Source organism: Crocosphaera chwakensis CCY0110 (assembly GCF_000169335.1).
Lineage (GTDB): Bacteria > Cyanobacteriota > Cyanobacteriia > Cyanobacteriales > Microcystaceae > Crocosphaera > Crocosphaera chwakensis.
Genome location: NZ_AAXW01000003.1, coordinates 25,514 through 47,281, shown reverse-complemented (window position 1 = coordinate 47,281; position 21,768 = coordinate 25,514). Strand labels below are relative to the sequence as shown.

General features: G+C 37.6%; 22 protein-coding genes. 7 read left to right on the top strand and 15 right to left on the bottom strand.

What is annotated here, in order from left to right:
• The 7 genes from hoxE to CY0110_RS02475 all read right to left on the bottom strand — a co-directional run bounded on the left by hoxE (position 1) and on the right by CY0110_RS02475 (position 6,459).
• The gene (hoxE, locus tag CY0110_RS02500) at positions 1 to 516 is read right to left on the bottom strand and encodes a bidirectional hydrogenase complex protein HoxE (protein WP_008273690.1); all 516 of its coding nucleotides are present in this window, start codon (positions 514 to 516) and stop codon (positions 1 to 3) included.
• 242 nt (positions 517 to 758) lie between these two features.
• A complete protein-coding gene (locus tag CY0110_RS02495; RefSeq protein WP_035798353.1) occupies positions 759 to 1,595 on the bottom strand; it encodes a hypothetical protein in 837 nt (278 codons plus the stop codon).
• A 53-nt stretch (positions 1,596 to 1,648) separates the two neighbouring features.
• Positions 1,649 to 2,734: a hypothetical protein gene (locus CY0110_RS02490; RefSeq protein WP_035798308.1), complete on the bottom strand. Its 1,086-nt coding sequence runs from the start codon at positions 2,732 to 2,734 to the stop codon at positions 1,649 to 1,651.
• A 108-nt stretch (positions 2,735 to 2,842) separates the two neighbouring features.
• Positions 2,843 to 4,672 (bottom strand): group II intron reverse transcriptase/maturase, encoded by a 1,830-nt coding sequence (gene ltrA, locus CY0110_RS02485; protein WP_008273687.1) that lies wholly within the window; start codon positions 4,670 to 4,672, stop codon positions 2,843 to 2,845.
• Positions 4,673 to 4,878: 206 nt separating this feature from the next.
• A complete protein-coding gene (locus tag CY0110_RS29780) occupies positions 4,879 to 5,079 on the bottom strand; it encodes a hypothetical protein (protein ID WP_157464518.1) in 201 nt (66 codons plus the stop codon).
• A gap of 222 nt (positions 5,080 to 5,301) precedes the next feature.
• Positions 5,302 to 5,934: a hypothetical protein gene (locus CY0110_RS30300; RefSeq protein ID WP_008273686.1), complete on the bottom strand. Its 633-nt coding sequence runs from the start codon at positions 5,932 to 5,934 to the stop codon at positions 5,302 to 5,304.
• A 96-nt stretch (positions 5,935 to 6,030) separates the two neighbouring features.
• Complete coding sequence (locus CY0110_RS02475) at positions 6,031 to 6,459, bottom strand: heavy metal-responsive transcriptional regulator (RefSeq protein ID WP_008273685.1); 429 nt, start codon at positions 6,457 to 6,459, stop codon at positions 6,031 to 6,033.
• Between the two features lie 247 nt (positions 6,460 to 6,706).
• Here CY0110_RS02475 and CY0110_RS02470 point away from each other — a divergent pair, with 247 nt between their 5' ends.
• From CY0110_RS02470 to CY0110_RS02455, 4 genes are all read left to right on the top strand, one after another.
• The gene (locus CY0110_RS02470) at positions 6,707 to 8,359 is read left to right on the top strand and encodes a hypothetical protein (RefSeq protein WP_050779950.1); all 1,653 of its coding nucleotides are present in this window, start codon (positions 6,707 to 6,709) and stop codon (positions 8,357 to 8,359) included.
• Between the two features lie 292 nt (positions 8,360 to 8,651).
• Positions 8,652 to 8,918, top strand: a complete 267-nt coding sequence (locus CY0110_RS02465; protein WP_008273682.1) for a UPF0175 family protein — start codon at positions 8,652 to 8,654, stop codon at positions 8,916 to 8,918.
• Positions 8,915 to 9,379, top strand: coding sequence for a DUF3368 domain-containing protein (locus CY0110_RS02460; RefSeq protein WP_008273681.1), 465 nt, complete (start codon positions 8,915 to 8,917; stop codon positions 9,377 to 9,379). Before CY0110_RS02465 ends, CY0110_RS02460 begins: the two co-directional genes overlap by 4 nt.
• Positions 9,380 to 9,495: 116 nt before the next feature.
• Entirely contained in the window at positions 9,496 to 10,614 is a 1,119-nt protein-coding gene (locus tag CY0110_RS02455; RefSeq protein ID WP_008273680.1) for a pyridoxal-phosphate-dependent aminotransferase family protein, read from the top strand.
• Between the two features lie 49 nt (positions 10,615 to 10,663).
• On the opposite strand, the gene CY0110_RS02450 is transcribed toward CY0110_RS02455, so the two are convergent.
• The gene (locus CY0110_RS02450) at positions 10,664 to 11,389 is read right to left on the bottom strand and encodes a hypothetical protein (RefSeq protein ID WP_008273679.1); all 726 of its coding nucleotides are present in this window, start codon (positions 11,387 to 11,389) and stop codon (positions 10,664 to 10,666) included.
• Between the two features lie 190 nt (positions 11,390 to 11,579).
• Between CY0110_RS02450 and CY0110_RS02445 the strand changes: the two genes are divergently transcribed.
• Positions 11,580 to 11,792, top strand: coding sequence for a type II toxin-antitoxin system Phd/YefM family antitoxin (locus CY0110_RS02445; protein ID WP_008273678.1), 213 nt, complete (start codon positions 11,580 to 11,582; stop codon positions 11,790 to 11,792).
• A 112-nt stretch (positions 11,793 to 11,904) separates the two neighbouring features.
• Here the strand turns inward: CY0110_RS02445 and CY0110_RS02440 are convergent, their stop codons facing one another.
• From CY0110_RS02440 to CY0110_RS02425, 4 genes are all read right to left on the bottom strand, one after another.
• A complete protein-coding gene (locus tag CY0110_RS02440) occupies positions 11,905 to 12,444 on the bottom strand; it encodes an NUDIX hydrolase (protein ID WP_008273677.1) in 540 nt (179 codons plus the stop codon).
• Positions 12,445 to 12,597: 153 nt separating this feature from the next.
• On the bottom strand, positions 12,598 to 13,380 hold the full coding sequence (locus tag CY0110_RS02435) for a sulfite exporter TauE/SafE family protein (RefSeq protein ID WP_008273676.1): 783 nt from the start codon (positions 13,378 to 13,380) through the stop codon (positions 12,598 to 12,600).
• A complete protein-coding gene (locus CY0110_RS02430; protein WP_008273675.1) occupies positions 13,377 to 13,925 on the bottom strand; it encodes a rhodanese-like domain-containing protein in 549 nt (182 codons plus the stop codon). The genes CY0110_RS02435 and CY0110_RS02430 overlap by 4 nt, the downstream gene beginning before the upstream one ends.
• Before the next feature lie 52 nt (positions 13,926 to 13,977).
• Complete coding sequence (locus tag CY0110_RS02425) at positions 13,978 to 14,676, bottom strand: MBL fold metallo-hydrolase (RefSeq protein ID WP_008273674.1); 699 nt, start codon at positions 14,674 to 14,676, stop codon at positions 13,978 to 13,980.
• A 229-nt stretch (positions 14,677 to 14,905) separates the two neighbouring features.
• On the opposite strand from CY0110_RS02425, the gene CY0110_RS02420 reads away from it, so the two are divergent.
• Positions 14,906 to 15,277, top strand: a complete 372-nt coding sequence (locus CY0110_RS02420) for an ArsR/SmtB family transcription factor (RefSeq protein ID WP_008273673.1) — start codon at positions 14,906 to 14,908, stop codon at positions 15,275 to 15,277.
• A gap of 216 nt (positions 15,278 to 15,493) precedes the next feature.
• Positions 15,494 to 16,843, top strand: a complete 1,350-nt coding sequence (locus CY0110_RS02415; RefSeq protein ID WP_008273672.1) for an IS1380-like element ISCysp11 family transposase — start codon at positions 15,494 to 15,496, stop codon at positions 16,841 to 16,843.
• Positions 16,844 to 17,193: 350 nt separating this feature from the next.
• Here the strand turns inward: CY0110_RS02415 and cydB are convergent, their stop codons facing one another.
• The 3 genes from cydB to CY0110_RS02400 form a co-directional block, all read right to left on the bottom strand.
• Positions 17,194 to 18,207: a cytochrome d ubiquinol oxidase subunit II gene (cydB, locus tag CY0110_RS02410; RefSeq protein ID WP_008273671.1), complete on the bottom strand. Its 1,014-nt coding sequence runs from the start codon at positions 18,205 to 18,207 to the stop codon at positions 17,194 to 17,196.
• Between the two features lie 9 nt (positions 18,208 to 18,216).
• On the bottom strand, positions 18,217 to 19,659 hold the full coding sequence (locus CY0110_RS02405) for a cytochrome ubiquinol oxidase subunit I (RefSeq protein ID WP_008273670.1): 1,443 nt from the start codon (positions 19,657 to 19,659) through the stop codon (positions 18,217 to 18,219).
• 70 nt (positions 19,660 to 19,729) lie between these two features.
• Positions 19,730 to 21,712 carry an ABC1 kinase family protein gene (locus tag CY0110_RS02400; protein WP_035798350.1) on the bottom strand — a complete coding sequence of 661 codons (1,983 nt, stop codon included), beginning with the start codon at positions 21,710 to 21,712 and terminating at the stop codon, positions 19,730 to 19,732.
• Positions 21,713 to 21,768 lie beyond the last annotated feature (56 nt).

Sequence of the window (21,768 nt, the reverse complement as noted above, 5' to 3'; positions counted from 1 at the left end):
TTAATCTTCTGTTTGCCAAGTTTTAATTTTTTCTAGTGCATTTTCTGGCATTTGTTTTCCTGCTACTTCTCCATCAAAAACTATAGCAGGGGCAATACCGCAAGCACCTAAGCATCTTGCAGAAAGTAAAGAAATTTGTTTATCAGTTGTTGTTTCTCCTGATTTTATGCCTAATTCTTGTTGTAATGCTGTTAAAACTTTATCACTACCTTTAACATAACAAGCGGTTCCTAAGCAAACAACACAAGTATGTTTTCCACTGGGCTTAAGAGAGAATAAATGATAAAAAGTTGCAACCCCATACACTCGGCTTAAAGGCAATTTCAAGGCATGAGCAACATATTCTAAAATATCGGGTTCTAGATAGCCAAAAGCTTCTTGTGCTTTGTGTAAAATTTCGATGAGAGCATCTTGACGATAATGATTCCGCTTCATTGTAATATCAATGATTTTGAAGCGTTTATCAACTGTTTGACCAGATTTTTGAGGCTGCTTGGTCAGGTTTTTGCTTTCCATATTTTTGTTTTTTCTCTTACTTTCTATTATCTGATTTTTTAACTAGGACAAAAAAGATAAGAAGGTTATGGAAATATTAAGATTTTTCTCAATAATTATTTTCCTTTTCTATGTTAGAAGAAAATAAATAGCTTGAACCCTGATGTTAACGTTTTTTTATAAACAACAAAATACTTTCTAAATTAAACTGTCTTATATAAAGTTGAAAAATCCGCAAATATCGTGCCAATGCACAGATAATATTAGTAAGGGGCTTGCCTAAACTCAAATTGATAACCATTAAAATCATGAAGTAACTTAGGTTTACTCAGTAGATTAGCACTTTCAATTTGAAGTTGATAAAGACAACCTTTTTCTGCATAATAAATTGAATTATCCCACCATTCTGCCCATTCCCAGTCTGGACTAATTAACGATTGTCCTCTTTGATTGTAAACAATATGTTCATCCCAATAACATCCTTTTCCTGGCGGTGAATCTATTTGTGCATGGCATATTTTTTGTAAAGTCCATTGTTGAGATAATGTTTGTTCAAAGATAGTTTCATCGTTAAAATCTCTTTTTTTCTCTTTTTCGATTAATGTCCATCCATCACGTTGTAGTCGATTATAATAAACAGTAAGACACTCACCTCCATAATAATTAGGAGGACTATAAGTTATATTTCTTTTAACTTCATTAGTATCAAACAATAATCCATTATTATCAATATAACCCCCATTTAACCAATAAGAATCATCATCTAAAAATAAACCCCCACCAAACCAACAGTCATTTTTAGGAAAGAATGCGATCGCTTTTAACCAGGGAACTTTTGCGATCGCAGTCCATGATCCTATCTTAGAATACCATTTCCCATTCATGGCAAAATATATCCAATGTTTCCCAGAAGGAGATATATCGCATCGCCTTTCATAAATACGTCCTTTTAACCATTGAGACACTTGAAAAATGTTGCTTTTTCGATCCCAACCAATGACACAAGTTTGTTTTGAGGGGCCTCTCCTAATGATGATAGCTTGGTCGCTATTTCTGGCAATGAGAATATGAAGTCTAGCAGGAAATTTTTCTGGTTTCATGATGAGAAAATTGGGTAGACGGGGTCTACCCAAGATCATAAATTAAGCGATCGCTAAATAAGACTACTTTCTGGTGAAGTTGCAAGACCAGTCATTTCAGAAGCAATGGCACCAAAATCGGTAATTGTTTCACTGAGACTATCACTTTGGGAGCCATTTCCTCCACCCATACCGCCACCTTCCCGTTCTAAAATACGGATGTCGATATAGGTGAGATTATGTTCAAAGTCAAGCATGGCAATACCACCACCATCCGGAGAACTACCACCATCATCAGATTCTTCTAATGGGGTTACGGTTTCAGTTTCTTCTTCTAAAGGAAGGGCGATATTGGTCAAACCATCTCTAAAGAACGTATTCAGTGCCGTTGGTGCGCCCGTCAGTTCATCATCAAAACTAAAGGTGAGACGATAATAACCAGGGCCTTCATTGAGTTGGCGCACATTCCAGGTATAACCATAGATAATCCGACCTTTTACGTTAATTTCAGCCGAATAATAACCAGGGCCATCTCCACCTTCATAAACAGCACCATTAAAGATAGGATCATTGATCACATCTCCTGTCCAACCTTCTCCAGCAACCCAAACCAGACTATCAACTCCTGGATGATCGAGTTCACTAACATTGAGTTTTTGGATGGTAAAACGAGCGTTATTTGAGTAAACTGTGGCTTGTGTTCCTTCTCCTAAGATTGGATCGCCAGTTTGAGAAACACCGAGGCCATGGACTTCATCGATTCCCCAACCAGAAGTATGACGCATCTCATAGTCTAAAACTGGTGTTGTGAGAGTCTTAAACAGAACCACTTCCGTCCTAACTTGCGATCGCGTATACCAATCCACAGATTCTAGGTTATCACCCCAATCAATGGTATCAATAACGACTTCATCAAAGCCAAACTGATTAGGGGTTCCATTGGTTGCTTGCCAGATGTTGTCAGGATCTTTTTGTAAATAGGCTTTTACCCATCCTTCTCCTGGTACATTATTGCTGTTAAAGGCACCTGCAACCCCATCATCAAAGAAGGCGTTATTATCGGGATCAGGGGGTTTTGAGACATATTCTTCGATCTCGGCTGTATGGGGATCGTCCCCTTCCCACCAGTACCACCATTCTCCATTTAACATGGGTGTCATACCAGGATCACATTAAAGTCAGTGAAGAAGTCACCTTCTCCACTGCTCTCCAAAACGGTGCGTGACAGTTTCCCGTCACACCGCTCCTCAGTAGAACGGCTATTGTCATCAGTACGTCATCACAAGCATATCCTCAACCCATTTGTAATTGGATGGGATAATGGATAGTTGTTTTGGTATGACACTATTGCAGTCAGTTTTGTTACCAGACCTTTCCAAACTTCCGTCTGTTTTGGTCTTTTCATCATGGCAGTGTCGATGGAGTAATTGCCAATTTTTGTATTCATCTTTTCCGCCTTTCGACTTAGGGATGATATGGTCTAGCTCTATTAGGTCTCCATCTTTGAAAGTTAATCCGCAATGGGTACATTTCCCTTTTTGCTTTTTGAGCAATGATGCTGTTCGCTTAGGCATCTCAGGGTTTTTTCCCATTCTTGTACTCCAGTAAATCAGGTTGCCATTGTATGGGCTGGCATTCCCTTTAACCTTAATGTATTTATCATTGAATGTGAATTCATCGTGTAACTTTAAGGTAAAGAGTTCATTGTTGCTTATCTTTGTAGCAAAAACCCAATTTTTGTTACCAACGTGATGAAAGTATTTGTTTTTTACAAACTTTCTTCCCTTATTTTGGTGTCTTTTCTTACCCCATTTCCATAACTTCCAAAATGTTATGTTTTTGAGTCGCCTGAACACTTTGCTTGAACTAGCTATTGCGAAGTAATTGCACCAACCTCTAATTATTGGGTTGAGATTATCAATGAGAGCAGCTTGTCTCTTTGATTTGTGTTTTCTGATTATTTCAGCAATCTTTTGATAGTGTTCTGATGCGCTATTTTTACTGGGTGAGATAATAGTTTTGAAGCCTAGAATATTCCCTTTATATTTTGCACTTCTATATTTTCCAGACTTAAATTGTCTGATGTGAAATCCCAAGAAATCAAATCCAGGTTTTTCTTTTTTGTAGTGCATTAATGTATGGGTTGTTCTTGTTTTACTGGCTTTTATTTCTAACCCCATGTCATTTAGCCATTGAGTTATGACCTCTATATATTTGTTAAGTATGTTTATGTTTTCATGAAATATCACAAAATCGTCAGCATACCTAATAAGATTTACGCTTTGTCGCTTATCTTTAGTATTTAGTGGTCTTCCCGTGGGACTTAATATTCTATATTGAACTACTAAGTCTTTAATTACATTTTCCATTCCATGTAAGGCAATATTCGCTAAAAGCGGACTTAATACGCCTCCTTGGGGTGTTCCATGTAAAGTTGGTTTTAACTCTATTCCATCCATAACACCAGCCTTCAGCCAAGCTCGGATTTGCTTCCGTAGGGTAGGATAGGTATTTAGTTTTTCGAGTAGTTTGTTGTGATTTATGCAATCAAAGCATTGACTGATATCGGCATCAAAAACATACTTAGACTTCTGTTTTATTGAGCCAAAGATTGCTGTAATTGCATCATGACATGAGCGTCCTGGTCTGAACCCGTATGAGTTAGGCTCAAATTTGGCTTCCCATTCTGGCTCAAGTGCCAGTTTGACAAGTCCCTGCATTGCTCGGTCTTTAATTGTCGGTATTCCTAATGGTCGCTTCTCTTGTTTCCCAGGTTTAGGAATCCATACCCTCCTAGTGGGAGCGACTTTTGTACCCAGTGTTAATTTATTTGTCAAGGTGAGACGCTGTTTTGGGGATAGAGATTTAACCCCATCCACTCCTGCGGTCTTCCTACCTTGATTATCCTGAGTGACCCGACGAACCGCTAGACATTTTGCAGACCAGGATTTAATTAGAAGTTTTTGGAGTCGGCGAACTAATTTGACATTACCACGACTAGACGCTTTGTAAATCCTCTTTTGCAACTTGTAGATGTTCTTTTCTAGCTTACGCCAGGGGATATCTGACCATTTATACATCGGTTTAACCGTGTTCATAACTTATTCATTGCTACTTGTAGCTTTACATTCCGTTCTACCGTGAGTCTGTCGGCATATCTTACGCATTACCATAAGCGTTAGCTTCTGACTCAATCTTTCCTATCTATTACCTACCTTTTTTGGTAGATGTTTTGTCTTAGCTGACTACTCAATCTTTCGACCTTGATTGAGAGTAAATAGATAGGTTACTTCGTTCCTCATTTTCATTGTTTTGTTCTCTTAGAGTGGAAGCGTCCGCCGAGTTTTAGGGTAGTGCTGAGAAAAGTTATTGAACACTTTTCCCACCCTTTATGTTCAATTAGTTGAACCTTATGACCTTTTGGTACTCCCAGTGTGTATAGCCTTATTCCACTGGTTTGGGGATAACGACGGTTCTCAAACCTTCCTTCACTTCTGTTACTCATAAGAACTTGCTCACGTGATACCAAATTAGGCTATTAGTATCTTTACGCTTTTTCTCCCGCTTCAGGGTTTGATGGCTAGTCTCGAACCTGGGGAAAATGCTTTCAATCAAGCACCATGACGGTAAGACTTGTGATTTCTAGGGTACTTTCACTCACTTACATGAAAATGAAGTTATCATTCTATTGAGGATTAAAGTGCGAACTCCAACCAAATTGGTTTACTCAACAGATGCTCTCTATCCCCCTATATGTATAGGTTTCAGAGAAACGAATCGCACCCCTTAACACCTTACTCACCCCTTCTGACCAGATAACCGGGAAGGATAGGTTATTTCCGAAGGTTTCTTCCGGTTCTCCTCCACCGTGATCACTAGAAGATCCTCGGCCAATGGGAGGGCCAGCCATACTCTTAGGTTCTTCAGATTCTTCCCCACTATGATCACTCGACGGGCCTCGACTAACAGGAGGGCCACCGATACTATCCTCAGACTCACTGTCCTGATGAGTATCACTACTATATTCAGGAGTTATGTCAAAAGATTTTTCTTTACCTTGACCTCTGAAACCTTTTGAAGTGGATGAGATAAAAAGTACATTTTCTTCTTCATTCCTGATAATATCCTCTTCTTGATCTACTTCAGGAATAATAGGAACTGCGTTACTGGAAAAGGTAGTAATAGAAGCAGAGGATGGATTTAAAGAAACTCCGGAAATACCAATTAATTCATCTTCTCGTCCTCGTTGTTTGCGACGTTCATCTCCTGCATAAAAACCATCGTCCAGGTCCAGAATAGCGTCTGATACAATGAGGTTTTTGATATTGTTACCGACGAGTTTATTTGCTTGTTTAGACATGGCGATATGTCACCTCCTTTTAAGTTTCAAGATTTGACAGACATATCGACTTTTGCTGTTAGGTAAGTTTAATAATGACTCATGTATAGTTACTATTTATCCCAAACAATTGATGTTTTGTAATTCATCTAATAAAGTACATTCACAAGGTGAGGATTGGGATTTTGTACGAGTACAACACTCTTGTAATAGGTTGCTTAACTCGTTGCGAACGGTTGTTAACTGAGAAATTTTTGTATTGATTTGCAGTATTTTCTCTTGTAACTCCTGAGCCACTTCTTCACAAGTTAAGCAATGATTATCTTTAAGATCGAGAATCTCTTTAATTTCTTCTAGGGTCATTCCTAAACCCTTTAAAGCGACAATCAAAGATAATCTTGTTATATCCTCCTCACTAAAAAATCGATACCCATTTTTATCACGAGTGACTGGGGGAATTAACCCTTTTCGTTCGTAAAAATAAATGGTTTGAGGGTTGAGATTTAATCGATGAGCCACTTCACCAATGTTGAACATTTTTTTCATGGCTGATTACCCTTTAGCTATCTATAAGGTAACCCTTATATCTAAGTATAAGGTCAAGACTTTTATCAGTAATAGTAATATTTTGTAATCTTTTAAGCAGATAATAAACAAAATTCCCAGAGTTTTCTAAGTAACACCTTAAAAGTAAAAAAATATTAATTTTTTTATGCTTATCAAGAATTTTATTTCAGAATTAAGCCATCAAGATACGTCTTTATTTAACTCAATACAATCCCAAATAAAAATTATGTCCAAATTTGTCCAATTTTCTCAAGTAACTGTCCTCAGTTGTGTTTGTTTACTTAGTTTAGAAACAGTGGCAAAAGCCGGTAATTTTAACTTTGATACCGTGGTGAATAATGGAGATTTTGTCCCCAATACAGATAGATTATTTAATAGTTATAATCCCCCTTCTGTAAATAATGAGGGAACGGTGGTGTTTCGCGCTCGCAGTCAAGGAGGAAGTGGACAACCAGCCACAGGCATTTTTACCCGTAACATGAATAGCGATACTATTGCCCCAATTATACCCGTTATGACCCGTGGGCAAGAAGTTCCTTTTCCTAACAATACCATGGCTACTTTTACGGAGTTTCCCTCCTTCCCTCGTATCGATATGAACAGTAATCGAGTGGTGTCGCGAGGTCAATCTGATCCTGTTTGGGAATTAGGGGATGGAACCATGTTAGGGACTTCGGGGGTGTATACTAACCTAGGGGGACTCAGTACCGCAGTCAATCAATTAGGGGCGATCGCAGGATTTGAACGGTTTAGCGTCCCAGGAACCACCCCAGGCACCAGATTTGACCAGTTTCCAGGCTCTCCAGCGATTACAATGGGAGATACCCTAGTCTTTAAAGGAAATTGGACTGATAACTTAGGAAATCCCCAAACAGGAGTATATTTTCGCAACCTATTGGATAATGGGGGATTGTCTCCCGTTGAATTTATTGCCGATAGTAATACTTTAATCCCTGGTACAGCAACGGAATTTGGTTCTACTGCACCCCCCAGTGCAGCGAAAGATCAAGCTGTATTTGTCGGAGTGGATAATGAAGCTGATCCCACTTTGGGAGGAATTTATTTATCCTCTTTATTGGATGATCCCACCGAATTGATTCCTTTAGTGAGTATTGGGGGATTAGCGGATTTAGTGCCAGGAGGTTTAAAATCTATTGGAGAAGGATTATCTTTTGATGGTAAGTCTGTAGCCTTTTGGGGAGACTGGGGAGACGAAACCTTTACCCAAATTGTGGCTTGTCCTGAAGAAGGAAATCAAGGGCGTTTACAATTTTGTTTAGACGAGTCGGATAACCCGGATAATCCCAATGGTATCGGTAACGGGATGTTTGAGTTTGAAGTCTCGGTGAATCAAGGGATTTTTGTCACCGATATTGATACGATGGAAACTCGTTTAATTGCAGAAACAGGGGATGATTTTTCTACCTTTGTCTTTTGGAATTTTTCGGGCCGGGTTCCTGGTTCAGAAAATGAGGAAGATGGAGAATTGGCCAGATGGCGTTCTTCTGCTTTTTTAGGGGTAAGTGGTTCTCAAGTGGCCTTTAAAGGAACAACCGGACCAGATATGGAGACAGGGGAAGATGGGATCTATATTCAATTAGGACGTAATTTACCTTTAACCACAGTGGTAGAAACGGGAATGGATGGCAGTCTACTAGATCCCGAAGCGGCCGGTTTACCCATTACGTCTTTAGCTATCGAACGAGAAGGGTTACGGAACGGATGGTTAAGTATTGCTGCAAGTATGAGGAACGAAGAAGAAAGTTGGGCCGGTATTTATGTGACTCGAACGACCCCAGAACCCTCGGTAAAAGTAGCCTTATTAGCCATAAGTTTATGGGGTTTCGGTGCTATCGTTTCTAGGAAAAAAAATCATTAACCATTATCAAAAATGATCTTACATAAGATAGCAATCAGGAATGATGTATGAGATATGGATATCTTTTTTGTTATCTGTTCCCTTTTACTTAAACTGAATTCTCATAACGTAACAACTGATTGCTATACTCAATGAAGTATGTAAGTGGTTATAAATAAACGTAAGGTGGGCAATGCTAATAAAAAGCTTATAAACCTTAATCAGAAATGATTTGAGACATTGCCCACCCTACAAGTTTTATTCATTTAATTATGCCTACCTACTTAAAAAAGTACAAGAAAAATAGTAAAAAATGCAAATAACCATAGAATTACCCGAAGAAATCGGGCATCAACTTCAGCAACAATGGGATAATTTACCACAAAAACTCCTAGAATCTTTAGCCCTTGAAGCTTATCGTAAAGGAATGATAACCTCGGCTCAAATTCAAACAATGTTAAAATTTTCTTCTCGTTGGCAAACTGAACAATTTTTAAAAGAACATCAAGCTTATTTGGACTATACAGAAGAAGATTTAGCGAATGATTTAGAAACCCTTAATCAGTTACTATCAGAATGATTATTGTTGCTGACACTTCTCCTCTTTGTTATTTAATTCTGATTCAAGAAATTAGCTTATTGCCTCAACTATTTGGTAAAATCTATATTCCTCAAGCTGTTGCCAAAGAATTAACTCATGAAGATGCACCAGTCCAAGTTAAAAATTGGCTGAAAAACTCACCTAGCTGGTTAATCATTGAACCTAATATCCATGTCAATGATGACTCTTTAAATGCTCTACACTTAGGAGAGCAACAAGCTATCTTATTAGCCGAAAAATATAAAGCTGATTTACTCATATTAGACGAAAAGTTAGCTAGAAAAATGGCAAAAGAAAGAGGTTTAAAAATAACTGGACTACTAGGAATTTTACAAAAAGCAAATACTCAAAATTTAATTGATTTGCCTGTTGTTCTCCAAAAACTACAAACGACTAATTTTAGAGTTACTCCTTCTTTACTTCGCTCATTATTACAATAAATGTATTCTGTTTGCCAGCTTGCTTAAATTATTTAAACAACTGGTAACACAAATGAGATTATCAAGAATTATCAATTCTTTGGTAAAATACCCCTATTCTTGAGCCATAACTGATCATGACTATTCCTTCTCAACCCCAACCTTTAACCATTCCTCCTCGCTTACTCATGGGTCCTGGTCCATCTAATGCGAACCCCCGTATTTTATCAGCCATGAGTTTACCTGCGATCGGTCATCTTGACCCATTTTATCTAGAAATGATGGATCAGATCCAAGATTTATTACGGTATGTATGGCAAACTGAAAATGAGTTAACCATCTCTATTAGTGGCACAGGAAGCGCCGGAATGGAGGCCAGTTTAGCCAATGTGGTAGAACCTGGGGATGTTGTATTAATAGGAGTTATGGGTTATTTTGGCCATCGTTTAGTGGATATGGCCACCCGTTATGGTGCAGATGTTAAAACAATAAACAAACCTTGGGGTGAAAATTTTAGTTTAGCAGAATTAAAAGAGGCAATCGAAACCCATAAACCGGCTATTTTAGGGTTAGTAAATGCAGAAACTTCTACAGGGGTAAGACAACCCTTAGAAGGGGTAGGAGAGTTGTGTCGAGAACATAATTGCTTATTGTTAGTTGATGCTGTTACCAGTTTAGGAGGTGTTCCTTTTTATACTGATAAATGGGGTGTGGATTTAGCTTATAGTTGTAGTCAGAAAGGGTTAGGTTGTCCTCCCGGACTCTCACCATTTACTATGAGCGATCGCGCGATAGAAAAGTTGCAAAAACGCACAACTTCTGTGTCTAATTGGTATTTGGATATGAACCTATTAAGTCAATATTGGGGAGAACCGAGAAAATACCATCATACTGCCCCTTGTAACATGAATTATGGCTTAAGGGAAGCATTAGCTTTAATTGTAGAAGAAGGGTTAGAAAATTGTTGGCAGCGACATCAACAAAATGCAGAATTATTATGGGAAGGGTTAGAAAAACTAGGATTAGTTTGTCATGTAGAAAAACAGTATCGTTTACCTACTTTAACGACGGTTCGTATTCCTGAAGGAGTTAATGGAAAAGCAGTTTCTATTTATCTGTTGAAAGAGTATAATATCGAGATTGGTGGCGGTTTAGGAGAATTAGCTGGTAAGGTTTGGCGTATTGGTTTGATGGGTTATAATTCTCGTCCTGAGAATGTTTTATTGTTGTTAGAAGCTTTGAGAAAAGTTTTGTAAATATAAGAAAAAATAGCAGAATTTTGTTAGCATTATTACTTAAACAACTTTATGTATTTATGAGTTTTGCACATAACCAAGATTCAACATAAACTAAATTACCAATAAAAATATTTTTGAGCTTTTCATGTTCAGCAACACACTCGTAAGTTTTGTCTGCACACTCTAATAGTAAATGTTGGTAATAGTTGTTCGTCCAGGGATTTTTCTTTCTCTGAACTTCTTTGACTATCCCAAAAAAGGCTGCACGAGGTTGATTATTTTTTAGCTTTTCGAGTGGGGAAAAAGGACCGAGGGGAATAAACCAACCTAGACCTAATTTTCTCTCTGGATATTGTTGTTTATAAGATTCTATACTATCCCAAGATTGACAACTTTCAATAAATACGGCTAAATGGAAGTTGATAGTTTTTCCTATCTCAACAGACTGACGAGCTAATGCTACGTTTCCAAACGTAATAGCTATAGGATATAGTTTATAATCCGTTTCTTTGTCTAAAACATCAACACAAAGCATGGCGCAATATGGACAACTATTTTCATTTTCAATCCATTTCGTGACTTTTGCTTTAATAATAGTAGAGGAAGCAAAAGAAGGAACAGCACATTTAGCATCGATATGAACCCATAACTCAGCAAAATTGTCTGTTAATAAGTAAGTTCTACCTGTTTTCTTGTCTTGAAATTGACTGGAAGGATACTTAAGACCGAGGTCAATCATTTGTGATAGTTCTTTTTGAGAGTAAATGCCTATTGCTGACCAGTGATTAATCATAAAAAAGTATATTATCTAACTAAAAATATTGTATCATTTTAGACTATTAATTCCTTATAAAACATTGAAAAAATTTATATTTCGATCATTTTATTTGAATAGTAAAGTCTGTAAATTAGGCACTTATCTTATCTATTGATAATATATAAGATTTTGGTTACTTCACTAAACTTAATTGAGATGCAATGTCATGACTAAATTAGATATAGATAAAGCTAAATCTAATCTCTCCAAACTTCTTGATTTAGCGATCAAAGGAGAAGAAATTGTTATTACTAAAGATAACAAACCAGTTGCTAAAATATCTCCTATGAAACGCAAACGAGGAACTGCTAAAGGTAAAGTATGGATAAGTGATGATTTTGATGAACCTCTTCAAGATTTTCAGGAATATATGGAATGAATTTTTTGTTAGATACACATATATTCCTTTGGTTTGTTAACGATAGTGACGAAATACCAGAACAACTTTTTAATTTACTTGAATCTGATGTTAATTTATCACGGTTCTAACTTCAACCTTGAGTTAACCATTCCCGCAACACAGCACGACATTGAAGACAGGTTAAATCGGTCAATAACTGATTGATTCCTTCTGATGTTGTGGGATAAATTTTGCCTACCCGTTCACGACTGATAATGGTATTAAGTGAAATTTCCGCCATAAAACCATACAGTTTTTGGTTAGAAAAAGAACTATTAATAGACCAACCCACTTGATTTAAAGGGTTTAAACTAACAATATCCACATTGCTTATTCCCAGTTCTCGACTGAGTATTTTTAATGCTGCTAACTTAGGACTTAAACCCTGATCTAATCTTCCTCCAACAAAATCAAGGGTTACTTGTTGAACTCCCGGACGATAAGAAGGATTGGGTAAAATAAACTGATTATTTTGAATCGTAATAATGACGACAGAATCAGCTTTTTCTACTCGCCAATAATTTAATATTTGTTGACGATCATCTTCTAATTTTTCGCCAATTAAAGTTAACCAAGGGGTATTAACTTGGATAAAACAATCTAGAGTACGCCAGTTTTTTTTCTCTGTCATAACTAAATCCCTGATCGGCTTTATGAGCGTGAACCTAATGCCCAACCCTGGGTAATTCCCTAATAACTGTGAGGCAGTTGAAGGTGATCTTGTTAAGATCGAAGCCTTGAGCTAGAGCAAGGTACTCAATAAGCAACCTTTTGGGGTATAAATTTAATGTCGAATTAAAACAAAAATCCCCACGGCTAAAACAAAATAACCAAAACCTTTCTGTAAGTTTTTAGCATCAATAAAGCGAGTAAGATAAGCTCCTGTAAGAGTTCCTAAACTGGCTGCAATGGTAAAAGACATCATTAACATCCAATCGAGGTTGACGTGAGAAAGATAACCCAGAAATCCTGTCACCGAATTAAACGTAATAATGATTAAGGAAGTGCCGATCGCCTCCTTCATGGGAATACCCCCTAATAAGACTAAGGCGGGAATAATAGCAAAACCACCCCCGACTCCCACAAATCCGGTCAAAATACCGACCCCTAATCCTTCTAAAAGGATTAAAAAACGATTGTGTTGCTTCTTATGGAGAAACCTCTGTTTTTCTTTGAGCAAGTGCCGATGTTTTAATGTTTGTCTTCCTTGGCGAATCATGATCATACTCGCCAGGAGCATAACAATAGCAAAGCAGATCAGTTGCATAGTTTCCGTAATAAAGGGAAATCCTGCCATTTGTGTACCGAGATAAGCCCCTAACATAGCAGTAGGGGCAAAAATCGCAGCCACTTGACCATTAACATTGCCTTGCAACCAGTGAGGAATGACACCAATTAAGCTAACCATACCGACAATGCCTAAACTCATAGCGATCGCTGTTTTGGCTCCTAGTCCCATAACGTAAACTAAGATGGGTACGGCTAAGATAGAACCGCCTCCCCCAATCAAACCCAGGCTTAGTCCAATACAAACGGCTAAAAAATGTCCAATAATCCAAGTTATCATCTTGCATTTAACCGTTGGTTGAAAGGTAATTTTGCTAGTAACATTGCTAGGGCGCAGGTATCTGTAATGCCAGCAAAGAGCAGTCCCCCACCAACAAAACCACTAATAATCAAAAACCAAGGAGACACAAACGCTCCTAACACAGTCCCTGTGATGATCAACGAACCCGCTATAATTTGTACCTGGCGCATCAGGCTTAAAGGCGCATTAGTATTAACAATCGTTGGCAATCCTCTTTTTTTCCAGTCTTCTATACCACCACCGAGATGAGTAACTCCTCGAAAACCCCCAGTCAACAGCTTTTGTGCTGCTTGAGCAGAGCGATTTCCCGTTCGACAGTAAAGCACTAAGGTTTTATCTTGTTCTTGGGGAATTTTATCAGGTTCAAACTTAGATAAGGGAATCAGTAACGCATTGGGAAGATGTTCGCCAACATATTCTGAAACTTCCCGAACATCAACGAGGGTGACTAAATCCTCATCTAACCACGATTTTAAGGTATGGCTATCAATGGTAGGAAAAGGTTTATAGTTAAGTGTTTTCATCTGGTTTTCAATTCAACTATTTAACAATAAAGTAATTTGAGAAAAATGAACGTTAGACTGTCGTAGCTACTTCCCCACAACGTTGATTAGCAGGAACAGCTTCTGCTATTTTTTTGGGATTGGGTAGATTAAGATTATTCATCAATTCAATGAAACTAGCCCGATCCTGTCCAACAAAGCGGGGATTCAATTGCTTTTCTTCCCCAATGGTAGAAACGGTGTGGCCTCTGTAGTCGTGACCAGGATAAACCTTCGTAGCATCTGGTAGGGTAAATAATTTCTGAGTAATTTGGTCATAAAGGGTTCCGGCATCTCCACTTTGAAAATCAGTCCGTCCGCAACCTCGAATTAACAGAGAATCTCCTGTGAGAACGCAACCATCATTGACAAGATAAGACATATGGCTATCGGTATGACCAAGGGTGGTGATCGCTTGTATCTTAACTTCCCCTATTTTTAAGACTTCTCCATCCCGAATAAAGCGGTCTGCACAATCAACGTTGGCATTTTCGGGGACGACTCCCCGACACCCTGTGAGTTCTCTCAATTTCCCTGTTCCTGTCAGGTGATCAGCATGAATATGGGTTTCTAAACAATAGCGCAGTGTCAGTCCCAGTTCTTTAATGAGTTGCAAATCCCGTTCCACCTGTTCTAAAACGGGATCAACTAAAACTGATTCAAAGGTACTTAGATCAGCAATTAAGTAGGTATAAGTCGAGGTGTTGTGATCGAACAATTGACGTAATAGCATTTTTTTCCCTAATCAAAATTGAATTTAATGTTTAAGCACTAGGTCAGATAGTTTAACTGCTATCTGCTTTTTAATTATAACTAATTAACTATATAGTTTTAAAAGTTAATCTCGAATAATGATTGTTATTTTTCTATCATTAATTTTTTCCTATACAATTTAGTCTATTTCACTTTTTTGTTAAGATACTATTTAGTTAAATAAAAGAAACAAATAAATATTGTAATCTATGGCAAAAACCTCTGCCCACAACAATCCATCCAAGCAACAGGAATTTCTGTCTCCTATCGCCGATTATTTTAAAATTCTTTCAGAAACCAGTCGGCTACAAATTTTAAGCTGTTTGAAAGACGGAGCGATGAATGCCGGTGAACTGAGTAAAGCGACTGGTTTAAGTCAAGCTAATTTATCAAAGCATCTCAAAATATTGACTGAAGCCGAAATTTTATCCCGTCAGCCTCAAGGTGTAACGATATATTATGAAATTCAAGATCCCATGATTTTCGAGTTGTGTGAGTTAGTTTGTGGTCGTCTCTACTCACAGATGCAGCAAAAGACAGAAGCCTTTAAACAATTACATCTATCCTTTCGCCACACATAACCTGCATTATTCATGAGAGAATTGCGAAAAAGCCTGAAAGCCTTATGCCATCAGGAATATGGAGATTTGACCCCAATAACAGTCTGTGATTTTTATCTATTACTAATTATCGACTATTTAACTATCAAAAATAAGAGGTAAAAGTCGTTTACAAAAAGTTCATTTTAGCCTATAATAAATAAAGAAATAAAGGTTATATCAATCAATCAATAATTAATGAAAGAGTCTTCAGAAAAACTCCCCTTTAATTTTAAGACGAAGAAAACATTGGAGGTAAAGTTTTCAGGACTAGACCTAAGTTTGGATGCGGGATTATTGCTAATTAAGCAAGCAGAAGACAATCTGAAAGTTGGCCAAGGAATCTCAAATTGCTTGGAAGATAATAGAGAACAACATAAAGTCAAACATTCACTGTTTCAGTTAGTAAGTCAAAGAATCTATCAAATAGCAGCAGGATATGAAGATACCAATGATAGTAATTACTTACGACATGATCCAATTTTCAAAATTATTTGTGATAAAGTCCCCGAAATGGGAGCAGAATTATTAGCTAGTCAACCGACAATGAGTCGACTAGAAAATGGAATAACTAAACAAGAAATTAAAAGGATACGTCGTTTTTTTGTCGATAAATTTCTTCAAAATCATCTCTCAAACCCAGAACAAATAGTATTAGATATAGATGGATTTGATGCTTACACTCATGGACATCAACAGTTAAGCTTATTTCATGGTTATTATGGACATCAAATTTACTTTCCTGTATTAGTTAATGAAGCCAAAAGTGGTTATCCTTTAATTTTACACTTAAGACCAGGAAATTCTCACGCAGGAAAAGGAGTTTTAGGATTACTAAGATGGTTATTTTGGCGTTTAAGAAAAGCTTGGCCTGATGTCAAAATAATCTTACGAGGCGATGGAGGGTTTTCTTTACCTGAAATTATTAATCTGTGCGAACAAAAAAATGTAAAATATGTTTTTGGTTTTAGTAGTAATGCTGTTTTAAAACGGAAAATAAATTATCTTCTTGACTTAGCCAGATTACAGTATTTTCGGACTAAAGAGAAGGCTCGTTTGTTCGATGATGTATATTATGCTGCAAAAAGTTGGAAAAAACCTCGTCGACTTATTATGAAAGCAGAATGGTTAGAAAAAGGAGCAAATCCTCGATTTTTAGTAACTAATTTGGAGGCAGATGCACAAGAAATTTATGATAATTTTTATGTTCAAAGAGGAGCTACTTCTGAACATCGAATCAAGGAATTGAAACTAGGAATTAATGCAGATCGTCTCAGTTGCCATAAATTTATTGTTAATCAATTTCGCTTATTTTTATGCCAAGCAGCTTATATTTTAATGCTTGAACTTCGGGCTTCTGCGGAAGGGACACGATTGGGGAAGGCTCAAGTTTCTCGTTTGAGGGAAACCATCATAAAAATAGCTGCCAAAGTGACTGTTTCTGTTAGAAGAACTTTAGTAGAATTAGCTGCTCATTGTCCTTTTCGTGAGGAAATACTCTGCATAATACAACGATTATCTTCGGGTAAACAATTGATTTTTTCCTAACATTCATCTCTCATAGGATTGGTGTATCCATCTAACGTTAAATTAGTCTTTTTTCTGTTCTTCCATTAATTTTCTGTGATTGAATTACGCCAATTCACTACTTTTTAAGAATCTATTTAATAAAAAATCGCTTTTGATGCTAATTTCTTATGTTTTTGGTTTTGTTTTTTCTTCATGAATAATGCAGGATAAGTTATACCAATTCTCAACAGTCACTAGAAACCTAATTAATCTTCTTTTTCCTCTACCTCCCCTGCTTCTCCTGCCTCCTCTCAACGAATAATCTCTATGGTTAATAATGAAAATTGGTATAAATTCCTGATCAGCTTTAGCAATTTAATCCTATCGGTTTAGTCTTCCTCACTACTGTTAACAACCTTTCCCCGAAATACAACATAATTGTAGATGTTATAAAACAACATAATAGGAATGAGAAAACCGATAAAAATCAGCATAAACACTAAAGCGCTGGGAGCAGCAGCAGCTTGATAAATGGTAATGTCTGTGGGAATAATATAAGGAAAAACAATTAATCCTAAACCGATAAAACTCAATAAAAAGATAAGAATTGTCCAAATTAAAGGAGTCCGTTCTTCTCGTTGATTCAGACTTTGTAGCAGTAACCAAACTAACACCAATCCTAGAATCGGAATAACAGCAAAAATATAGACTAACGGCGCAGTAAATAAACGCTCTCTCAAGCTTTCATAAAAAATGGGGGTGCTAATCGTAATTATAATCGCCCCTAATAATGTAGTTATCGCTGCTAATTTAGCGGTTCGATAATGGGTTTGTTGTAGTTCTCCTTCCGTTTTCAAAATTAAGTAGGTTGAACCAATTAATACATAACCCTGAATCAGTGTTAAAGCTACTAAAAGGTTTCGCCAGTTCAACCAATCCCAGGTAGAACCAATAAAATGCCCCATTGCATCGACTTTAATCCCTTGAATCACCGTACCGAGGGCAAAACCTTGTCCTAAAGCGGCCAATAAACTACCAATTCCAAAAGCAAAATTCCAAAATAATTTATTGTTGGCCTGTTCTCGAAATTCAAAGGCAACCGCCCGAAAAATGAGGCCAAAAATCATCATGAAAATGGGAATATACAGAGCATTGAGAATCGTTCCATAAGCTAAAGGAAATGCCCCAAATAATCCCCCTCCCATCAATACTAACCAAGTTTCGTTAGCATCCCAGATATTCCCTAAACTGGTCATTAAAAGGCTTCGTCTTTCTTCGTTAGAACTGGTCAAAGACAAAATACCTACCCCCAGATCAAAGCCATCTAACATGACATAGAGAAACAAAAATAGAGCTAAAATGACGAACCAAACTTGGGGAAGAAAATGTAATAATGCGTCCATATCAATTGCTTATTGTTGTGCTTCTACGGGCCGTTGGTCTTTAACAAAATTGGCTTGTTCAGTTGACATAGCCACTTTATCCTCTGATCCAGGTAAGGGTAAATCTAACCTTGGCCCTCGACGAATAATCCGACTGCCAAAATATAAAGCTGCTACCAACAAAGTCGAATAAATCACGGCAAAACAGATTAAAGAAGTCAACACATTGCTGGCAGGAAGATTAGAGGCAGCGTCAACGGTACGAACTTGTTTGTATACCGCCCAAGGTTGTCGGCCTACACACCGCACAATCCAACCTGACTCTACGGCAATATAACCCAAGGGTGCAGCCAACATCCAAGTCCGTAACAGCCATTTTTGTTGACTAATTTTTTCAGGGGAAAGATTACCGATAAGCCATTGCAGAAGACTCCACAACATCAAACCAGCTAAGAAAAAGCCAATCCCACTCATTACCCGAAAAGAATAGTAAATTAATCCCACCATTTTTGGCCGTTCATTTACTGGCCATTCTTTTAGTCCTTGAACCGGTTCAGAGAGATTGGCTTTGAATTCTAAAATGTATCCCAGTCCGTTGGGAATGGTGATTTCCCAGGAATTGAATTCTTGCTTTTCGTTCGGTAAGGCCAGTAAACTCCAATCTGCCGGTTGTCCTGCTGGGGAGGTTTCCCATTTCGCTTCCATGGCAGCTAATTTGGTTGGTTGATAGCGATAGACTTGTTCTGCACTTAAATGGCCGACATAGATTTGTAGAGGGGTTACTGCAATAGCCACAGCTAACACAATTTTTAAAGAACGGGCAAAAAAAGCTTGATGTCGCTGATTAATGATATACCAAGCACTAATCCCCCCAATAACAAATAAAGAGGTTTCTAGAGTGGCTAAAAACATATGGGAGACACTTCGAGCCATAAAAGGATTGAGAATGGCCTGAAAATAATCACTGACCACAAATTTTCCATTAACCATCTCTCCACCAGAGGGACTTTGCATCCAAGAATTAGCTACTAAAATCCAGAAAGTGGACAGATTCGCCCCAAATGCCACCATAACAGTAGCCAGGTAGTGAATGGCAGGATGGACTCGTTCCCAACCGAACAACATAATACCTAAAAATCCCGCTTCTAACATGAAGGCCATAGCCCCTTCAAAGCCAAGAATACTACCAAAAAAGTCCCCCACTGCTTCAGAAAAAGGGGCCCAGTTGGTACCGAATTGAAATTCCATCGGTAAACCAGAAGCGACCCCAATACCAAAGTTAAGGACGTAGAGTTTGCTCCAAAAACGAGCATGATAGTAATAATTAGGATTACGAGTTTTTAACCATAACCCTTCAACGACAACTAAATAAATGGCCATCCCTGTGCTTAAAACTGGCCAAAGCATATGGAAAATAGCAGTCAGGGCAAACTGCATTCGAGACAGGGTAACTGTATCTGACAAAAGATTCATTATTTACGTACTGCGGAGCAGATCCCTTCGGGATCGCCTAAAAATCCACCTTCACCTTAACAAGAATTTATTAAGCTGCGGGTAAGGATTTTTGAGTCTTAATCATTTCTTTGGGTTGATCAATTTCTAGTAGTAAATTACGAATTAAACGGGCGACTAATTTTTGCATTAACCCTTCAGCAATTCTTTGACCCATTTTTTGGGTTTCTGGCTTTCCTAATAGTTTCATCACCAAAGGAACGACTCTCATGGGATCAAAACCTGGAGTATTTTGTAGAATTCTTAAGATATTTTGTAGGTGTTCAACACTCTCACTTTTTGATTGTAAATCGGCAGGAGTTTCTTGAACAGCTAAGCCTACTTGTTCTCTGACTATACTAGACATATTAAACCAAGTGCGACGGCTATAGATATCTAAAGCATTAATAATTTCTCTAACTAATCTTTCTCTAATAAATTCACCCCGTGGAGAGAAAAGAAAATCGGCAGCTTGATCAACGACTTTATCGATATCATAATCTTGGGAATCTTTAGCATTTCTCATCAAATTTTCTAACCGATTCCAGCGAAAACTTCCTTCTTTAAATAGTAAATCTTTCAAAGAAGCTCGTAACTGTGGAGATGGATCAGTTAATAACCGTTTCGCCACATAGGGATAGGCTTTACTTAACACTTTAAAGTTAGGATCAATACCGATAGCGATCCCTTCTAAGGTTACCATTGAGCGCAAAATCAAAGCATAATAAGCCGGAACTTTAAAGGGAAATTCATACATCATTTCCGACATTTGGTCTGTAATACTTTTAAAGTTTAATTCAGCTACACTCGATCCCAAAGCATTACCAAATACTTCATGTAAAGCAGGAATGATGGGAGTTAGATCCGTTTCAGGCTTTAAAAAGTCTAACTTAACATAGTCATAAGCTAACGAATCAAAATCTCGATTCACCAGATGAACTACTGCTTCAATTAAGCCATATCTTTGATAAGGTTTAATGCGACTCATCATGCCAAAATCAAGATAAGCTAATCGTCCATCTTTCATGGCTAATAAGTTACCAGGATGGGGATCAGCATGAAAAAATCCGTGTTCTAATAATTGACGTAACGAACAATTAACTCCTATTTCTACTAAGTGGGTGGCTTCAATGCCTGCTGCTTGGATTGCTTGAATATTAGTTAATTTTATCCCGTCGATCCACTCCATGGTTAACACACGTCTTGCGGTGTATTCCCAATAAATTTTAGGGATATAAATTTCGGGTAAATGACCATAAAGCTCAGCAAATTCTTCGGCATTACGACCTTCTTGAAGATAATTGATTTCTTCAAAAATGCGACCAGCTAATTCATCAGTAATTGCTACTAAATCTGAACGAATAAAAGAAAAAGTATTTTGCGCCCAAATAGACAGATGACGTAAAATATAAATGTCTAAGGTAATACGTCTAATTAAGTCAGGACGCTGAACTTTAACCGCTACCTTTTCTCCAGTCTTTAATCGACCGACATAAACCTGACCTAAAGACGCAGCAGCGATAGGTTTTTCTGATAATTCAGCATAAATTTCTTGGGGACTTTGACCTAATTCTTCTTCAATAAAACGAAAAGCAACTTCATTGGGAAAAGAGGGTAATTTATCTTGTAAGGTGGTTAATTCATCTAAGTAAACTGGTGGAACTAAATCAGGCCGTGTGGATAAAGCTTGCCCTACTTTAATATAAGTTGGGCCTAATTCTGTTAACATCTCTCGCAGATGAATCGCTCGTTTTCTTTCTTGCTTAGGATTTTTGCCCCTAATTTTATCCCACCATAAGCCGATAGCAAAACGAGCAAATAAGACAAAAACGGTGATTAAACGACCAACAACTTGGGGAAGACGTTGGCGATAATATTCATTAATAACATCAGGATTATACTGCCAACTCTCAGGAGATGTATCACTCATTGGACCCAAGTCTTCAATGTGTCCTTTGGGAATGTGACGAGGTTCTACATTAATAGTAATCTTATCAGAATTAACCGTGTTTGGAGAAAGGGTTGATTGAGGCATAGAAATAAAGTTATAAAAATCCTTTTGTAAAATATTGTAACAAATTCTGCCCATTT

Excerpts from the sequence above, each read along its gene's own strand:
- CY0110_RS02470 (WP_050779950.1), top strand. The coding sequence starts at position 6,707 with ATGTCCAAATTTGTCCAATTTTCTCAAGTAACTGTCCTCAGTTGTGTT.
- CY0110_RS02430 (WP_008273675.1), bottom strand. The coding sequence starts at position 13,925 with ATGAAAACACTTAACTATAAACCTTTTCCTACCATTGATAGCCATACC.
- cydB (WP_008273671.1), bottom strand. The coding sequence starts at position 18,207 with ATGGACGCATTATTACATTTTCTTCCCCAAGTTTGGTTCGTCATTTTA.
- CY0110_RS02495 (WP_035798353.1), bottom strand. The coding sequence starts at position 1,595 with ATGAAACCAGAAAAATTTCCTGCTAGACTTCATATTCTCATTGCCAGA.
- CY0110_RS02450 (WP_008273679.1), bottom strand. The coding sequence starts at position 11,389 with ATGATTAATCACTGGTCAGCAATAGGCATTTACTCTCAAAAAGAACTA.
- CY0110_RS02445 (WP_008273678.1), top strand. The coding sequence starts at position 11,580 with ATGACTAAATTAGATATAGATAAAGCTAAATCTAATCTCTCCAAACTT.
- CY0110_RS02455 (WP_008273680.1), top strand. The coding sequence starts at position 9,496 with ATGACTATTCCTTCTCAACCCCAACCTTTAACCATTCCTCCTCGCTTA.
- CY0110_RS02465 (WP_008273682.1), top strand. The coding sequence starts at position 8,652 with ATGCAAATAACCATAGAATTACCCGAAGAAATCGGGCATCAACTTCAG.
- CY0110_RS02420 (WP_008273673.1), top strand. The coding sequence starts at position 14,906 with ATGGCAAAAACCTCTGCCCACAACAATCCATCCAAGCAACAGGAATTT.
- CY0110_RS02425 (WP_008273674.1), bottom strand. The coding sequence starts at position 14,676 with ATGCTATTACGTCAATTGTTCGATCACAACACCTCGACTTATACCTAC.
- CY0110_RS02400 (WP_035798350.1), bottom strand. The coding sequence starts at position 21,712 with ATGCCTCAATCAACCCTTTCTCCAAACACGGTTAATTCTGATAAGATT.
- CY0110_RS29780 (WP_157464518.1), bottom strand. The coding sequence starts at position 5,079 with ATGAGTAACAGAAGTGAAGGAAGGTTTGAGAACCGTCGTTATCCCCAA.
- CY0110_RS30300 (WP_008273686.1), bottom strand. The coding sequence starts at position 5,934 with ATGTCTAAACAAGCAAATAAACTCGTCGGTAACAATATCAAAAACCTC.
- ltrA (WP_008273687.1), bottom strand. The coding sequence starts at position 4,672 with ATGAACACGGTTAAACCGATGTATAAATGGTCAGATATCCCCTGGCGT.
- CY0110_RS02475 (WP_008273685.1), bottom strand. The coding sequence starts at position 6,459 with ATGAAAAAAATGTTCAACATTGGTGAAGTGGCTCATCGATTAAATCTC.
- CY0110_RS02435 (WP_008273676.1), bottom strand. The coding sequence starts at position 13,380 with ATGATAACTTGGATTATTGGACATTTTTTAGCCGTTTGTATTGGACTA.
- CY0110_RS02405 (WP_008273670.1), bottom strand. The coding sequence starts at position 19,659 with ATGAATCTTTTGTCAGATACAGTTACCCTGTCTCGAATGCAGTTTGCC.
- CY0110_RS02415 (WP_008273672.1), top strand. The coding sequence starts at position 15,494 with ATGAAAGAGTCTTCAGAAAAACTCCCCTTTAATTTTAAGACGAAGAAA.
- CY0110_RS02490 (WP_035798308.1), bottom strand. The coding sequence starts at position 2,734 with ATGACACCCATGTTAAATGGAGAATGGTGGTACTGGTGGGAAGGGGAC.
- hoxE (WP_008273690.1), bottom strand. The coding sequence starts at position 516 with ATGGAAAGCAAAAACCTGACCAAGCAGCCTCAAAAATCTGGTCAAACA.
- CY0110_RS02460 (WP_008273681.1), top strand. The coding sequence starts at position 8,915 with ATGATTATTGTTGCTGACACTTCTCCTCTTTGTTATTTAATTCTGATT.
- CY0110_RS02440 (WP_008273677.1), bottom strand. The coding sequence starts at position 12,444 with ATGACAGAGAAAAAAAACTGGCGTACTCTAGATTGTTTTATCCAAGTT.